Genomic DNA, 16,556 nt, shown 5'->3' with positions numbered 1-16,556 from the left:
AAGGAGGACATATGAGTCCCAAGAATGATTTTAAAGCTTTTTCTACTAATAGTAATGCTAATGTTATAAGTCAGCAAGGATATGAAGGGAGTGCGGAATTGCAAACTGGGTTTCCACCCTATTCTATGACGCCTCACATATTAAATAAGGTATTGCGTCAATCTTCAACCATATCATCTGTTGTGGCTAATTTCATTGCGACACAATCGGGTGATGATATTCTAGATGACGGAAATGTAGCTAAACTTACCGAGCAATTAAATAAGGCATTAAAACAAAAGATCACAACAGAAATTCCCAGTGCTTCATTAACCCAATCAGGCGTTGTTCAGCTTACTGATGTCATTGGCAATAGTGATATATTGGCAGTGACACAAAAGCTTGCTCAGGAAATAGTGAATTCATTACGTGGAGATATTAATACTAGAGTACCTAATAGCCGCAAGGTGAATGGGAAAGTGCTGTCGAATGATATTAGCCTAAGTGCGGGGGATGTAGGGAGTTATACTAAATCTGAATCTGATGTTCGATATGGTAATAAAAATACAGCCTTAAAATCTGCGAATGGCTGGTGGAGATGTGGTGATACAGGAATAATTTATCAGTGGGGTGTTGTAACAGGGAGCGATAATTATTTGATTAACTTTCCTATTGGTTTTCCTAAAGCATGTACAACTGTGGTTGCGACAACTGATGGCGGAAGAAAACCTTCGCCTCCTATAGAGTATCGTTGTTTTGTTGAAGTGGGTGATATTACAGCAGTATCTTTTACAGCAACAACTGTTGGTGCGCTAAACACTGATTTCCGGCCACGAGCAGTCCATTGGATGGCTATTGGATATTAAAAGTATATTATTCCTCTGAAATGTAAATACGATACAGGGAATAAAAATGGTTTATCAGAATGAGTCGATATTTTCACTATTAACAAAGGCATTTCTCTCATTTTGATGTTAATTGGTTTAAACCACCAAAGTAGAAATAAAACTATATGGATTTGACATATTATTGCCAAAGCGTGGGCTATTTAGTCTGCGTTTTGGTTTAATAAAAGATCGGGTAGAAAATAAAAAATTAGTTTATTACTATGTTAAAAAAACTCTACGATATAATAAGTTTATTCTTATTATCTTTGATAGATTAATTAAAGTGAAAAAATATTTTAGATTATTATTTTTTTGCTATTTAGTTAATTAATTCAGATGGCGTTGTAAGAAAAAACCATAGGAATATAGGAAAAATAAAAATCTGATAAGCGTATTTTTAGATGTTGAATCGTTTATTTCTGCCAGTCATACAAAAATAATTAATATTATAATTGAGAATGAAATCCTATCATTGTCTTTTTGAACTAGACTTTGATTGATGTGAATTTCGATAAATCATTTTTACAATAATTTTATATGTTAATTATACAATAATATTGTTTAATTTAAGGAGAGCATATGAGTCCCAAGAATGATTTTAAAGCTTTTTCTATTGGTAATGGTGCTAATCTAGTAAATCAGGAAAAATATGAAGAAAGTCAGAATTTACAGACTGGGTTTTTACCGGATAATATCTCTACTCATTTACTAAATAAGGTATTACGTCAATCGTCGACCATAGCATCTGTCATAGCGAATTTTGTCTCAATACAATCTAACGTGGATATTCTGGATGACGGTGATATAGCTAAACTTACCGCACAATTAAATAGAGCTTTAGAACAAAAAATCACAATAGGAATTCCTCGTGCTTCATTAACGCAAAAAGGTATTGTTCAACTTACCAATGTAGTTGGTGATAATGATACATTAGTAGTGACACAAAAGCTGGTTCAGGAAATAGTCAACTCATTACTTGAAAAGATTAATAATAGAGTACCCAATAGTCGGAAAATCAATGGAAAGACGTTAACCGGAGATATTGATATTTCAGTAATTGATGTTGGCGCTAAAAGGCCGGGTGATATCTATTTGTCTGCACATCCTGATTTGGCTAAAGGAGAATATATTGCGAACGGAGATGTTTATACGGTTGACTCAGCTGTTGGAAGGGCATTGAATGAATTATCAGATTCATATAAGGCTCATTGGGGAATCGAGCCGAATAAAGATAAAATCAATCTGCCGGATCTATTTTTTTATGGGCGCGGGGTATTTATGCGTGCTGGCATGAGACCTGGTGTGATACAGGAAGATGCGATTAGAAATATTACAGGTAAATTGGGATGGTGGAATCAAGGGCTTTTTTCTAATGTCAGTGGAGTATTTGAAGGTGTTGGTAATGACCTTAGAACAAGCGTCCAGGTAGGAAGGTTTGATGGATATTTACATTATTCATATGTAACTTTTGATGCATCACAAGTAGTACCAACGGCAGATGAAAACCGTCCATTAAACGTCAGTATGATACCTGTAATTTATTTGGGAGTATAAGGCAATGATAAATTATTATTTTGATAACACTAAATCACATCGGCCATTTATTGGAGCGGTCAATGCTAATCCGGGTAGTGAACCTCCGATGAATGCTTTACGAATACAACCACTATTTAAAGATGGATTTTGGCCGTGTGAAAAGTCAGGGCAATGGGTGCTTGTTGAAAATAAAAAAGGAATTACGATTTATAATGTTGAATCAGGGCAATCACAGGAAAATAGAGAAGTCATTATTCCTGATGGTTTTACAGAACAACCAAGGCCGTCGCAATATCATAGGTGGAATGGGGAATGGTTAATTTCGAAAGATGATGAGAGAAAATGGAAAAATGATATTCAGCAAGTCGTAATTAACGACGCTGAAAATAAGAAACAACAACTTTTATTCGCTGTAAATAAGAAGGTGACACCACTGCAAGATGCTGTTGATTTAGATATTGCGACAGAAGATGAAAAAGATGCTTTATTAACATGGAAGAAATACAGAGTAATGCTGAGCAGGATAGATACTTCACTGGCTCCCAATATCGAATGGCCGGAACAGCCAAAGTAACTAAAATGGCCTGAATGAACAGGCCATTTATGCCGAGGTTTTATTTATGTTGAAGTTAGAATGCTGAAAAATTCAATTTATAATCTGAAATATGAAAATAAGTAATGACAAAGTGAAATATTTTAGATGTTGAATATGAGTATATTGAATATATTTCTAGTTGAAACTTGTTGGTTTTCTTCTTGTTGCCAATGATATAAAAATAATTATTCTTCTAAGTTAGAAGAACATTTTATTATTATTTTTATGAATTAAACTATGTCTGCCGTAAATTATGGTGAATTGCTTTAATAATAATTCAATATATACCCTATGGATTTCAAGATGGATAGCGACGGCAAGGAAGCGAATCCCCGGGAGCATAGATAACTATGTTACCGGAGTGAATGAGTGCAGCCAACAAAAAGGCAACTTGAAAGATGACGGGTATATAGATAATAATATTTAATCTAAGGGGTATATATGAGTGCTAAGAATGATTTTAAGGCTTTTTCTATTAGTAATGATGCCAATATAGTGAGTCAAGATAAATATGAAAAAGATCAAAGTTTACAGGCTGGGTTTCCACCAGATAATATTACTAGTAATCTGCTAAACAAAGTATTACGTCAATCGTCAACAATAGCATCTGTCGTAGCTAATTTTATTGCGACACAATCTGGCAGTGATATTTTGGATGATGGTGATGTAGCTAAACTTTCAGATCAATTAAATAAGGCATTAAAACAAAAAATCACAACAGAAGTTCCAAATGCCTCATTAACACAAAAAGGTGTTGTTCAGCTTACTAATGTGTTGGGCGATAGTGACACATTGGCTGTTACACAAAAGCTTGCTCAGGAAATAGTAAATTCATTACGTGAAAGTATTAATGCCAAGGTACCCAATACTCGAAAAATTAATGGGAAAGCACTATCTGAGGATATCACTATTACTTCTCAGGATATTTTAGGCGGACAGGCGATTAGTTTAGGTGATAAGGCAGATTTGAATAGCTATAAAACACCGGGAATTTATCATCAAGAGTATGATGCTCATGCTAAAAATGGCCTTAATTATCCTGAATTTCTCGCCGGTGCTCTTGTTGTATTGAAATCGGCTGGGACGGTTCAGCGTTATTTTGTCTATAATAGTAGTCGAGTATATACACGTAGCCAGTTTCATGATAATCCGTGGACACCTTGGACTAAAGAATATAATACGCTGAATAAACCTACGGCTGATGAGATTGGCGCATATACAAAAATAGAATCTGATTCTCGATATATTGCGGGAATTCGCAGGGTGAATGGAAAATCTTTAGTTACAGATGTCACTATTACTTCTCAGGATATTCTGAATGGGCAGGCAATTAGTTTAGGTGATAATGTAAATTTGGATCATTGTAAAACACCAGGGATTTATTATCAGGATTATAATGCTCATGCTAAAAATGGCGTCAATTACCCAGAACCGCTTTCTGGTTCGCTTATTGTGTTGAAAGCGGCTGGAATCATTCAACGTTATTTTGTCTATAACAGCAGCCGGGTATATACACGTAGCCAATTCCATGATAATCCGTGGACTCCTTGGGCGCAGGAATATAATACATTGAATAAACCGGCTGACAGGGTGATTAGCGGGTATACAAAAGCAGAAGTAGATAACTTGGTTAATGCTAAAGGAAATAAAAACACAGCGTTGAAATCAGTGAATGGTTGGTGGAAATGTGGGGATACTGGAGTGATTTATCAGTGGGGGATTGTAAACTGGGCAGCATATGATACACCGGTTAATTTTCCTATCCAGTTCCCTAATGCTTGTGTAAATGTTTCGTTGACATTGGGTGATAAGTCTGATTTAGCATCATCACATAATGTTGTTGCCAGACAATTGTCTGTGACAGGATTTAGTTATTGGGCATATGAGACTGAGAACTCTGCGTTTTGGTTTGCAGTAGGATATTGATATTAACCTATAATGCAAAAATAAATGTTTTTTACTTTTGCATTGCCTCTCAAAACTTAAACAGTTTAAATTAATTGGCTATTAAAGTCTGAGCTCTGTAGTTAACGGGAGTCAGACTTTTTAATTTTTCTTTAATCTGATAGTTATTATCATCGTCAATGTATTCTTTCCGTTCTGCTGTTAGATTCTCAATATATTAAAAATCTCTCTAGGTAAAATAATGCTGACTTTAAGTGATCAGATATTTTAATCAGGATTTTAGATTTTAATCATAAAATTAGTTTGTTTTTGAAATAATTTAATATGTAAAATGTAGAGTTAAAATCATAGCTTTTTATATAATGTGCTGAAAAATTCAGTTTATAACTTAAAACAAGAAAGTTAGATAGAAAAATGTAGAATAAAGATGAGAATAAATTTGTGAAATTTAATTTTCTTTTTTTAAATTATATAAAAATAGTTAATATTCTGATTTATAAGAATGTTTTGTTATTGTTTTTATGAACTAGACTATTGCTGGCGTAAATTAAGAGAGGTTGTTTTTGCAATAATTAAAGGTGTTTATTGTAAATAATATTATTCAATTTGAGGATTGTATATGAGTGCCAAAAATGATTTTAAGGCTTTTTCTGTTAGTGATAATGCTAATGTAGTGAGTCAAGCAAAGTATGAAGAAAACCAGAGCTTGCAGACTGGATTTTCATCAGATAATATTCCTGTTAATCTGTTAAATAAGGTATTGCGTCAATCGTCAACCATATCATCTGTGGTGGCTAATTTTATCGCGACACAATCTGGCAATGATATTTTGGATGATGGTAATATAGCTAAACTTACCGATCAACTAAATAGGGCTTTAGAACAAAAAATTGCAACAGAAGTTCCAAATGCTTCATTAACACGAAAAGGTATTGTTCAGCTTACCGATGTAGTGGGTAATAGTGATACATTAGCGGTTACGCAAAAGCTGGTTCAGGAAATAATAAATTCGTTACGTGAAAGTATTAATACCAGGATACCAAATACCCGAAAAGTTAACGGGAAAGTATTAACTGAGGATATTAATATTACTTCTCAGGATATCCTTGCTGGACAGGCGCATAGTTTAGGCGACAATGCGAATTTAGATAATTACAAAACACCGGGGATTTATTATCAAGAGTATAATGCTCATGCCAAAAATGGTAATAATTACCCTGAGCAGTTCGCGGGTTCGCTGGTTGTATTGAAAGCGGCCGGGGTTATTCAACGTTATTTTGTCTATAACAGCAGTCGGGTATATACACGTAGTCAGTTTCATGAAAGCCCGTGGACGCCTTGGACGAGAGAATATAATACATTGAATAGACCGACTGCCGGAGAGGTTGGTGCATATGCAAAAGCAGAGTCTGATTCTCGATATATTACAGGGCTACGCAAAGTTAATGGAAAAGCGTTAGCTGCGGATATCAATATTACTTCTCAAGATATCTTCGCTGGACAGTCGATTAATTTAGGTGATAACGCGGATTTAAATACTTATAAAACACCTGGGATTTATTATCAAGAATATAATGCTCATGCCAAAAATGGCGCTAATTATCCTGAGCCGTTCGCGGGTTCGCTGATTGTTTTAAAAGCGGCAGGCGTTATTCAACGTTATTTTGTTTATAACAGTAGTCGAATATATACACGTAGCCAATTCCACGATAGTCCGTGGACACCTTGGGCACAAGAATATAACTCATTGAATAAACCCTCTGATAAGGCTGTTGGGGAGAATACGGAAGTAGAATCTGATAATATTGATATTACTACTAAAGATAAATTAATACAGCAAGCAGAACATGAGAAGTTTCAGTTATTGACTAAAGTTAATAATCTGGTTGCGCCACTACAAGACTCTGTTGATTTAGGCATTGCTACCGAAGCAGAAAAAGCAGTTTTACTGGAATGGAAGAAATATCGGGTAATGTTGAGTAAAGTTGATATTTCATTGGCCCCTGATGTTGAGTGGCCGGAGCAGCCGAAATAATAAAAAAATGGTCTGAATAAACAGAACATTCATATAATGATTTTATTGATATTCGAGAGAAGAGACTGAAATATTCAGTCTGGAACTTGAAATGGAAAATTTGTAATAGGGAATTTTGGTCTAATAGGCGTGAATTTAGGTAAATCGTCTACGTAATGAATTAATATACTAATTGTAAAATAATATAATGGGGAGATATGAGTATGAAAAATGATTTTAAAGCTTTTGCTATTGGTAGTGGCGCTAATGTGGTTAGTCAACAACTCTATGAAACAGATCCGAATTTGCCGCGTGGGTTTCCAGACCGGCAGTATATTGATAATCACATGTTAAATAAGATATTTCGCCAAACATCAACAATAACATCGGTTGTAGCTGATTTTATTGCGACACAATCTGGTGAGGATGTTTTAGATGATGGTAATGTCACTAAACTCACCGCACAGTTAAATAAAGCTTTAGAACAGAAAGCGATAACAGGAATTCCCAATGCTTCATTAACACAGAAAGGTATTGTACAACTTACCGATGTGATTGGTGATAGTGATACATTGGCAGTGACGCAAAAGCTGGTTAAAGTAATAGTTAATTCATTACTTGAAAATATTAATGGCAGAGTACCTAATAATCGGAGAATCAACGGGAAGGAGTTGACTGAGGATATTACACTTTCCGCGATTGATGTTGGCGCTAAACGACCTGGTGATATTTATTTATCTGCACATCCGGCATCAGATTTAGCTAAAGGAGAGTATATTGCGAATGGTGCTATTTACCCAATTGATTCTGCTGTTGGTAGAGCATTAAATAATTTATCTGATGCATATAAGGCGGCATGGGGAATTAAACTGAATGGTGATAAAATCAATCTCCCTAATCTGTTTGTTGATGGACGAGGGATATTCGTGCGTGCTGGATTGACACCTGGTGTGATACAAGGAGATGCAATTAGAAATATTACAGGTGATGTAGGATTGTGGAATGATGGGCTTATTGCTCGTGCCAGCGGAGTATTTTATGGTGTTAATGCGAGTTCTAAAAATAGCCTTGAGAGGAAGAACGCTCCTGATGAATATGCAAAATTCTCACATGCCACTTTTGATGCATCAAGAGTAGTACCAACGGCAGACGAAAACCGCCCATTAAATGTTAGTATGATACCGGTGATTTATTTGGGTGTATAAGGTATAGTTTGGTAATTGTTTATTAGATTGTCTGATGAAGTAATCCTTTAGTGAATATCATAAGAATATAGCCAGAATTTAAATATGGATTTTGGCTATATATGAATAATATGAAAATTGATAAGAAATAATCTCTGTTAACAGACCTGAATAAATAGTCTATTTATTCAGGAAATTCTGTTTTCGTTATAATTAAAATATTGAAAGGTTATATTTGTGACTTAAAAAAAGAATTGAAGGAAAAAATAAAGATATGAAAAAATAATAATTTCCAATATTGAATATAATGATTTTTTGGATGTTTTTGATTGCGATATATCGGATTATTTATTGTTGTCAATTATATAAAAATAGTTACTCCTTTTAGTTATAAAAATATTTCATTATTGTTTTTCTAAACTAGACTATTATCGATATGAATTGAGAGAAATCATTTTTAGTGATAGTTCAATATGTTTATTATGAAATCATGTTATTTAATTTAAGGAGATGTATATGAGTGCCAAAAATGATTTTAAAGCTTTTGCTATCAGTAGTAATGCTAATGTACCCAGTCAACAAAACTATGAAACAGATCCGAATTTGCTGGTTGGTTTTCCAGACAATCAGTATATTCCTAATCACATCTTAAATAAGATATTACGTCAAGCATCAACCATATCATCCGCTGTAGCTGATTTTATTGCGACAGAATCTGGCACTGATGTTTTGGATGATGGCAATGTAACTAAAATCACCTCACGCTTCAAAAGCGTATTAGACAAAAAAATTGCCAAATGTTGTAATCTTAATGTGAATACGGCTAACAAAGTTGTCAACGGTTGGTGGAAATGCGGTGATACTGGAATAATTATCCAGTGGGGCCAGGCAAACGGCTGTGGGGCTATAAATGATTACAGATACTTCCCGATTCCATTCCCTAATGCTTGTTTCCAGATCGTTGCAACATATTCTGAGTTTGAAAATGCTGGCGCTGGAGTTGCTGCTTTACCTATTTCTGCAAGTCAATTTATTGTGACATGCAGAAATGGTGCAAGCCAGTTAGCAAGTAATTTTGTGAGATATGTGGCGATAGGATATTAATTATGTATTTTTATAGTGCAAAGACAAATTCATTCTATCCAATAGAATTGGAACAGAATTATATTGCTTCTGGTTCATTGCCCGATGATATTATTGAAGTTGGTCTTGATATTTATCAAGAATACGCCGCGAATAATGCACCAGAAGGAAAATATCGTATAGCAGGCGAAAATGGTTTACCGGAGTGGGTTGATATTCCTCCACCAACAAAAGAAGAATTGCAGCAGTATGTTGAAAGTAAAAAACAACAATTTATTGTGGAGGCTAGCCAGCAAATAGCGCCATTACAAGATGCTGTTGATTTAGGGATTGCAACTAAAGAAGAGGAGGCGGCTCTGTTGGTATGGAAGAAGTATAGGGTAATGCTGAACAGGATTGATATTTCACTGGCTCCCGATATTGAATGGCCGGAACAACCGAAATAACGAGAATGGATAGAATAAATAAGCCATTCATACAATGGGTTATTTAATGTTAGGTCATAAGGTTGACTTAAAATCAGCATATAATATTGTTGAAAGACAGTTTTCTATAACGGGATTTAATTGTTAAATATGCCCTAAATAAATTTCTGTGTTTTTGTTTTTAACATAATATTGATATATGGTTACAGTAAAAAATGAATGATTTTTATTTTTAGTTGTTATCCTAAAACCACCTCTTGGCGAGGTGGTCTTTTACTCAATCAGTTTTGTTGGTGTTATAATTAAAATACTATAATGTTATGTTAGTAACTTAAAAAATAATTGAAGGTGAAATTTAAAAAAATGAAAAAGAGTAATTTATGAAGTTGAATATAATTATTTTTTTGGGGGGAGGGATATTTTAATTGTAATGTTTTGGGGGATTTATTGTTGCCAATTATACGAGAACAGTTAATTTTTTTAGTTATAGAAATATTTCATTGTTGTTTTTATGAACTAGACTATTATTGATGTGAATTATGAGGAATCATTTTATTGATAGCTTAATATGTTTATTATGAAATAATGACATTTAATTTAAGGAGATGTATATGAGTACCAAAAATGATTTTAAAGCTTTTTCTACCAGTAATAACGCTAATGTGCCCAATCAGCTAGATTATGAAGCATACCCGAGGTTGCAGGTTGGGTTTCCAGATGACCAATATATTCCTAATCACGTATTAAATAAAGTATTGCGGCAAACATCAACCATATCATCTGTTGTAGCCGATTTTATTGCGACAGAATCTAACAGTGATGTTTTGGATGATGGTAATATAACGAAACTTACTACACAATTAAATAAAGCATTAGAACAAAAGATCAAAGTAGAAGTAGAATCTGATAATCGATTTATTCGGTTAAATACGAATACAAAAACATCTGGTTGTATCTTATCTAAGACAGCAAATTTATTTGACGATCAATCTCTGCGGGATTTGTCATTGTCAGGCTTCTTGCGTCCAAATGGTTGGGCGGATTTAGGTGGTTTGGCAATTCATGTAGCTCACCCTAGTGCAGGGATTCAGCACTCAAGAGGGATTTCCTTTGAATACGGTAGTACATCTGGCGGTCAAGAGGGGTTTGGAATACATACGTATGCATTTGACAAAGATGGTAAGTTTAAAGGTAAAAAAAGAATTTTAACGGAAGATGATCGTAATAAAGCGATATTATCAGTAAATGGATGGTGGAGATGTGGTGATACTGGAATGATTTATCAATGGGGTAATGTACCTATTGATGATAATCAGGGAAAAATTGTAAATTTGCCTATTTCATTTCCAAATGGGTTATTATCTCTTCATGTAACAGCTATTTCATCAGCACCAAATAAAAATATTGATACTTCTGCTTATGGAAAACCATTAAATAAGTCTCAGATACATGTTTCTGTTTCATCAAATTACCATGATAATGACGTAAGTAGTGTTTATTTTTTTTCTATTGGTCATTAAGGAGAAGAAAAAATGTATTATTATAGTGCCAAAACAAACGCATTTTACCCCATAGAGTTGCAACAAAATTATATTGCTTCTGGTTCATTGCCCGATGATATTATTGAAGTTGGTCTTGATATTTATCAAGAATACGCCGCGAATAATGCACCAGAAGGAAAATATCGTATAGCAGGCGAAAATGGTTTACCGGAGTGGGTTGATATTCCTCCACCAACAAAAGAAGAATTGCAGCAGTATGTTGAAAGTAAAAAACAACAATTTATTTTGGAGGCTAGCCAGCAAATAGCGCCATTACAAGATGCTGTTGATTTAGGGATTGCGACTAAAGAAGAGGAAGTAGCTCTGTTGGCATGGAAGAAGTATAGGGTAATGCTGAACAGGATTGATATTTCACAAGCTACCGATATTGAATGGCCGGAACAGCCAAAATAACGAAAGTAGCCTGAATAAACAGGCCATTCTTATAATGGTTTTGTTAACATTGGTTAACAAATCTAACCTGAGATCAGCATACACTGGATGTTTTAAATCAAGCTGCTATTAAAAGTCTGAGTTCTGTATTTAACAGGACTCGGATTTTTTAATCTCAATATCAAATTAGCGATGCTTGAAGAACTTATCTAATTCCGTATGAGGGAATAAATAGATGTGCTCAGATTATTCACAGTCGTGTAGCATCGGGCAGACTTTTTCCGAATGACTTTGAGGAAATCAAGAGTTGAAAATACAATTATCCTCCAGAGGAGGGAATTGTAAGTTAGAAAAAATTCAGGTTGTGATTTTATCTTTAATGTATTTAAAATAATGCTGAAAAATCACCAATAGGAGTAGTGTATGAGAACACTAATAGGTTTTTTGGCATTAATACTGTGTAGTGTGCCATTCCTATCATTCGGTGCGAGCTTTGATTGCGCAAAAGCCACCAGTAAGGCTGAAAAATTGATCTGCTCGACCCCGGCATTATCTCAAGCTGATGACAACCTATATATTAATTACCTTCAGGCCAAACTGGCTACAGGCAACAATGCGGACTTTAAGGCTCTGGTAAAACAGAATTGGGAACTTCGCGAAAAATGCGTGGCAGTTGAATGCCTTCAAGACTGGTATCAACGGTCATCTGAAATGTACAGAAAGATTGCCGCAGATAAAACAACAGAGAACTGCTATAAAGAAAGGCAAAAAATTACTCTTGATGGCACATTATTAAGGATTACCTATCCCGGCCCGCCAAATTACGAAAGCGTGGAAAACGGGGATAGCCCTGAGACTTATTGGGTGTTGCAACCGGATAGGACGATAAAATGCGCTAAAGGTGCGCCAGAATGGGGCGATCGTAGTCTGATGCAACTGGTAGTTCAGGATGAATTTTATACAGTATATCGCAGCCTTATTGGGCACCGCGTGAAAGTAACCGGAACCATTATGTACGCGGTTACTGGACATCACCATACACCAATAATGCTTGAAACCCAACGAATTGAAGCTGCTAAATAATTTGGAAGTAATAATGCTTGCTCAGAGAGCAGGTTATTTAGTTATCCATAGGGAGAAATTTCTCAGTTTGTCTAATCAATGGTAGCTCTAAGCCAAGGATGGCTTAACGCTGAAATTCCCTGAAATTGTTGGTGTTAGCTTTTGATAGTTTGCTGGAATCGAAATATTACAATTCCAAAATATTGGGTGCTTATTGCTTATTGCTTATTGATGATAATGATACAAGAATATTTAACATTAATAAGCAATAAGAACACCACATTATTATTTTTATAAACTAGACTTTAATTGGTGTGAGTTGTAAGGGAATTATTTTTGCAATAATTTAATATATTGATTATAAAAGAAAGTTATTTAATTTAAGGAGAAAGTACATGAGTCAGAAGAATGATTTTAAAGCTTTTTCTATTAGTGATAATGCAAATGTAGTCAGTCAAGAAAAATATGAAGTAAATCAGAGTTTGCAGACTGGATTTTCACCAGATAATGTTCCCACTCACTTGTTAAATAAAGTATTACGCCAAACGTCAACGGTATCGTCTGCCGTGGCTGATTTTATCGCGGCACGATCTGGCAATGATGTTCTGGATGATGGGAACATAGCCAAACTCACTGCACAATTAAATAAAGCATTAGAACAAAAAATTGCAACAGACATTCCTAGCGCCTCATTAACACAAAAAGGTGTTGTCCAGCTTACAAATGTGATTGGCAATAGCGATACATTAGTGGTTACACAGAAACTTGTTCAGGAAGTAATAAATTCATTACGTGAATATACTCGCGAAGAGATAAATAACCGGATTAAAACAGCCAATGAAATTCCTGTTGGTTCTCCTATTCCTTGGCCGTTGCCTTATCCACCTATCGGTTATCTTGTTTGTAGTGGTGCATTTTTTAATAAATTACAGTACCCGAAGTTGGCGGAAGTTTATCCTGACGGTAGATTACCCGATCTAAGGGGAGAATTTATCCGGGGTTGGGATGATGGAAGAGGGGTAGATCGATCTCGTTCATTATTATCCTGGCAAGAAGGATCTTATTTGGTACAGGAAGTTTATGCTCCTGGTGATAATATTGTTGCCTTCTCACTCAATGATCGTGAAAAATTGAAGTGGGATGTTCCCGAAAGTAGCAATGTTTCGACAAGAATTAAATGGATTGGAAATACTCATCTTGCGGAAGGGCATAAGGATTATATAGGAGTGTCAAGACCTCGTAATATCGCATTTAACTATGTCGTAAAGGCGGGAATAATAGTGACACAGGAATATATCTTAGATTCAGAAACTGCCATATTAGGCGAAGACGGATTAGCAACTCGGGCTGGTTGGATCAAGGTTTATCATGTTAATCCTTATTCGAGAGAATTTGTTGGAACTAATTTTGAGTATGTTGCAGAAGGTGTAGGTTTATCAGCGTGTTCTTACCCTGATGCGCCAGAGCTTCCCGATTCTGATGATATGGCTATTTGTCGCAGTGAAGACGGTAAGCGTTGGGAAATTGTTCCTAACCACCGAGGAAAAATCGTTTACAACAAACAAACTCGTGCACAGCAAGAAGTTACTGAATTAGGTGAGCTGCCAGAAATTCTGACATTCAAGAAACCTAATACCGATTATGATAGATGGGATGGTAACGAGTGGGTGGTTGATAAAAACCTTCTCAAATCCCATCAGATTGAGGAAGCAAAACAGAAGAAAGCAGAATTGTTAAGACAGGCAAATGAAACACTTTCATTGCTGCAAGACTCAGTTGACCTTGAAATTGCTACCGCAGCAGAAAAAGCCGCTTTGCTGGAGTGGAAAAAATATAGAGTATTACTCGCTCGTGTAGATATTTTACAAGCGCCTGATGTTGAGTGGCCGGAGATGCTTAAGTGAATGAAATCAGGCAAGAGGCGTTTTACACCAACCAAGCCCCAGCTATAAAAAACCAACCATAATAGGTTGGTTTTTCTAGGGAAATTTGGTCGATATGAGAGGATTTGAACCTCCGATCTTCACTGTGGTATCTCAATACTTAAAGACAATAACAATTTTGAACTGATTTTTGTTGAGATAGAAGGAATAAGAGAAAAATAGTTTCCAGGTGTTAAATATATATTTCTGAATGTATTTTCGATTCAAAAATATTGAGCTATTTATTACTGTTAATTATACAAAAATAGTTAACCTTATAAGAAATAATAACAACGCATTATTATTTTTATGAGTTAGACTTTGATTGGTATGAGTTGCAAGGGGATTATTTTTACAATGGTTAAAATATATTGATCATGAGATGGTATTATCTAAATTAAGGAAGGGATATGAATCACAAGAATGATTTCAAAGCTTTTTCTATTAATAATAATGCAAATGTAGTGAGTCAAGAAAGATATGAAGAAAGTCAGAGTTTAAAAACTGGATTTCCACCAGATAATATTACTGTTCATTTGCTCAATAAGGTATTACGTCAGTCGTCAACAATAGCATCTGTTGTGTCTAATTTCATTGCAACCTATTCCGGCAATGATGTTTTGGACGATGGGGATATAATTAAACTCGCTGCCCAATTAAATGAGGCGTTAGAGCAAAAAATTGCAACCAAAGTACCAAATGCTTCATTAGCACAGAAAGGTATAACTCAGCTTACAGAGGTGATTGGTAATAGTAATACACTTGCAGCAACTCAGAAGCTTGTTTCCGATGTAAATAATAATGCTAACAGCAGATTGTCTAAAAACCAAAACGGTGCCGACATTCCAGATAAAAATGTGTTTGTGAAAAATTTGGGTTTATCGGAAACGGTGGAGTTGGCGGGAAAAGCTGTGCCGAGTAGCCGGAAAATTAATGGCAAGGCGTTGACTGGGGATGTCAGTTTGAGTGCGGGGGATGTGGGGGCGGTGAGTACTCAGAGATTAGCTGAGATCAGTAACAACGGAAAGTTTCAAGACTGTTTATCAACGGGATTCTATCGCGTCGGAGTGTTTGATTCAAACACCGTTTCAGATTTCCCCCGCGATTCTGTGAATACTGTGCTGTATTCGTATGGAATTCTTGAAGTACAAACGTCAAGCGAAACAATTTCACAGCGATATACATCGCACATAGGGCAAATAGCCATCAGACAATCGTGGGATTCGGGTAAAACGTGGCACGGCTGGTATGTTGCATACGACAATAATAGTCGTGATGTTGTGACGGCTGGTATTCCGCTTCCGTACCCGCATAGATATGCACCCGTCGGTTACTTAGCATGCAATGGTCAGACATTTGATAAGTCCCGATATCCCAAGTTAGCGTTAGCCTATCCTGACGGTAGGATACCCGATTTAAGAGGCGAGTTTATTCGCGGATGGGATGATAGCCGGGGAATAGATCCGGGGCGTGTGTGCGGAACATGGCAAGGGGATGCAATCAGAAATATTACGGGTTCATTTCCTGGGGCGATCGCATCGAACTTTCATCTCGCAGCACAAGGGGCGTTTTACGGTGAACTTAATCTTGGAATAGCTACAGACGGTACTCCCAAGTCGGCGAATATTAATCCGGATAACGCATACGGCTTTGGATTCGACGCATCTCGTGTCGTCCCAACAGCAAATGAAACTCGCCCCCGTAACGTCGCTTTTAATTACATAGTGAGAGCAGCATAATGACTGAACAAAAATATGCTTTAGAACGTGAAACAGCCGTATTGGGTAAAGATGATTTAGCAATTCAGGCGGGTTGGATAAAAGTTTATCACACTAATCAGGTTACACGGGAATTCACACACTCTGATATTGAATATGTCATGTTGGGTGTCAGTTTGTCAGCGGGTGCTTATCCCGATGCGCCAGATTTTCTCGATTCTGATGATATGGCTATTTGTCGCAGTGAAGATGGTAAACGTTGGGAAATTGTCCCTGACCACCGAGGGAAAATCGTTTACAACAAACAAACCC

The 16,556-nt window shown here is 35.9% G+C and carries 13 protein-coding genes and 2 pseudogenes; all 15 read left to right on the top strand.

Annotation, left to right across the window (positions count from 1 at the left end; all coding sequences use genetic code 11):
* Positions 1-11: 11 nt before the first annotated feature.
* Positions 12-845 carry a gp53-like domain-containing protein gene (locus EAE90_RS24005; protein WP_246550959.1) on the top strand — a complete coding sequence of 278 codons (834 nt, stop codon included), beginning with the start codon at positions 12-14 and terminating at the stop codon, positions 843-845.
* A 600-nt stretch (positions 846-1,445) separates the two neighbouring features.
* Positions 1,446-2,420, top strand: coding sequence for a tail fiber protein (locus EAE90_RS19000; protein WP_214054798.1), 975 nt, complete (start codon positions 1,446-1,448; stop codon positions 2,418-2,420).
* A 4-nt stretch (positions 2,421-2,424) separates the two neighbouring features.
* A complete protein-coding gene (locus EAE90_RS18995) occupies positions 2,425-2,976 on the top strand; it encodes a tail fiber assembly protein (RefSeq protein ID WP_214054797.1) in 552 nt (183 codons plus the stop codon).
* Between the two features lie 462 nt (positions 2,977-3,438).
* Entirely contained in the window at positions 3,439-4,923 is a 1,485-nt protein-coding gene (locus EAE90_RS18990; protein WP_214054796.1) for a pyocin knob domain-containing protein, read from the top strand.
* Between the two features lie 598 nt (positions 4,924-5,521).
* Positions 5,522-6,937: a tail fiber assembly protein gene (locus EAE90_RS18980; RefSeq protein ID WP_214054795.1), complete on the top strand. Its 1,416-nt coding sequence runs from the start codon at positions 5,522-5,524 to the stop codon at positions 6,935-6,937.
* Positions 6,938-7,134: 197 nt separating this feature from the next.
* Positions 7,135-8,121 (top strand): phage tail protein, encoded by a 987-nt coding sequence (locus tag EAE90_RS18975; protein WP_214054794.1) that lies wholly within the window; start codon positions 7,135-7,137, stop codon positions 8,119-8,121.
* Between the two features lie 495 nt (positions 8,122-8,616).
* On the top strand, positions 8,617-9,204 hold the full coding sequence (locus EAE90_RS18970; protein ID WP_214054793.1) for a gp53-like domain-containing protein: 588 nt from the start codon (positions 8,617-8,619) through the stop codon (positions 9,202-9,204).
* A 2-nt stretch (positions 9,205-9,206) separates the two neighbouring features.
* Positions 9,207-9,629 carry a tail fiber assembly protein gene (locus EAE90_RS18965; protein WP_214054792.1) on the top strand — a complete coding sequence of 141 codons (423 nt, stop codon included), beginning with the start codon at positions 9,207-9,209 and terminating at the stop codon, positions 9,627-9,629.
* A gap of 590 nt (positions 9,630-10,219) precedes the next feature.
* Positions 10,220-11,128, top strand: coding sequence for a gp53-like domain-containing protein (locus tag EAE90_RS24000; protein ID WP_246550956.1), 909 nt, complete (start codon positions 10,220-10,222; stop codon positions 11,126-11,128).
* A 12-nt stretch (positions 11,129-11,140) separates the two neighbouring features.
* A complete protein-coding gene (locus EAE90_RS18955) occupies positions 11,141-11,563 on the top strand; it encodes a tail fiber assembly protein (protein WP_214054791.1) in 423 nt (140 codons plus the stop codon).
* 402 nt (positions 11,564-11,965) lie between these two features.
* On the top strand, positions 11,966-12,625 hold the full coding sequence (locus EAE90_RS18950; protein ID WP_214054790.1) for a DUF4431 domain-containing protein: 660 nt from the start codon (positions 11,966-11,968) through the stop codon (positions 12,623-12,625).
* 374 nt (positions 12,626-12,999) lie between these two features.
* Positions 13,000-13,656 (top strand): annotated as a pseudogene (locus EAE90_RS18945) (tail fiber protein); the annotation flags it as partial.
* A gap of 228 nt (positions 13,657-13,884) precedes the next feature.
* Positions 13,885-14,508 carry a tail fiber assembly protein gene (locus tag EAE90_RS18940; protein WP_422616004.1) on the top strand — a complete coding sequence of 208 codons (624 nt, stop codon included), beginning with the start codon at positions 13,885-13,887 and terminating at the stop codon, positions 14,506-14,508.
* Between the two features lie 428 nt (positions 14,509-14,936).
* Complete coding sequence (locus EAE90_RS23995) at positions 14,937-16,265, top strand: phage tail protein (RefSeq protein ID WP_246550953.1); 1,329 nt, start codon at positions 14,937-14,939, stop codon at positions 16,263-16,265.
* A pseudogene (locus tag EAE90_RS18925) lies at positions 16,265-16,556 on the top strand (tail fiber assembly protein); the annotation flags it as partial. The gene EAE90_RS23995 and the pseudogene EAE90_RS18925, both read left to right, overlap by 1 nt.

This window comes from Photorhabdus caribbeanensis (genome assembly GCF_018448885.1).
In the GTDB taxonomy this organism is placed as follows: domain Bacteria; phylum Pseudomonadota; class Gammaproteobacteria; order Enterobacterales; family Enterobacteriaceae; genus Photorhabdus; species Photorhabdus caribbeanensis.
The sequence above is the reverse complement of the archived record's forward strand: the minus strand, read 5'-3'. Positions and strand labels throughout refer to the sequence as shown.

Excerpts from the sequence above, each read along its gene's own strand:
- EAE90_RS24000 (WP_246550956.1), top strand. The coding sequence starts at position 10,220 with ATGAGTACCAAAAATGATTTTAAAGCTTTTTCTACCAGTAATAACGCT.
- EAE90_RS23995 (WP_246550953.1), top strand. The coding sequence starts at position 14,937 with ATGAATCACAAGAATGATTTCAAAGCTTTTTCTATTAATAATAATGCA.
- EAE90_RS18970 (WP_214054793.1), top strand. The coding sequence starts at position 8,617 with ATGAGTGCCAAAAATGATTTTAAAGCTTTTGCTATCAGTAGTAATGCT.
- EAE90_RS18980 (WP_214054795.1), top strand. The coding sequence starts at position 5,522 with ATGAGTGCCAAAAATGATTTTAAGGCTTTTTCTGTTAGTGATAATGCT.
- EAE90_RS18955 (WP_214054791.1), top strand. The coding sequence starts at position 11,141 with ATGTATTATTATAGTGCCAAAACAAACGCATTTTACCCCATAGAGTTG.
- EAE90_RS18975 (WP_214054794.1), top strand. The coding sequence starts at position 7,135 with ATGAGTATGAAAAATGATTTTAAAGCTTTTGCTATTGGTAGTGGCGCT.
- EAE90_RS19000 (WP_214054798.1), top strand. The coding sequence starts at position 1,446 with ATGAGTCCCAAGAATGATTTTAAAGCTTTTTCTATTGGTAATGGTGCT.
- EAE90_RS18965 (WP_214054792.1), top strand. The coding sequence starts at position 9,207 with ATGTATTTTTATAGTGCAAAGACAAATTCATTCTATCCAATAGAATTG.
- EAE90_RS18950 (WP_214054790.1), top strand. The coding sequence starts at position 11,966 with ATGAGAACACTAATAGGTTTTTTGGCATTAATACTGTGTAGTGTGCCA.
- EAE90_RS18995 (WP_214054797.1), top strand. The coding sequence starts at position 2,425 with ATGATAAATTATTATTTTGATAACACTAAATCACATCGGCCATTTATT.
- EAE90_RS18990 (WP_214054796.1), top strand. The coding sequence starts at position 3,439 with ATGAGTGCTAAGAATGATTTTAAGGCTTTTTCTATTAGTAATGATGCC.
- EAE90_RS24005 (WP_246550959.1), top strand. The coding sequence starts at position 12 with ATGAGTCCCAAGAATGATTTTAAAGCTTTTTCTACTAATAGTAATGCT.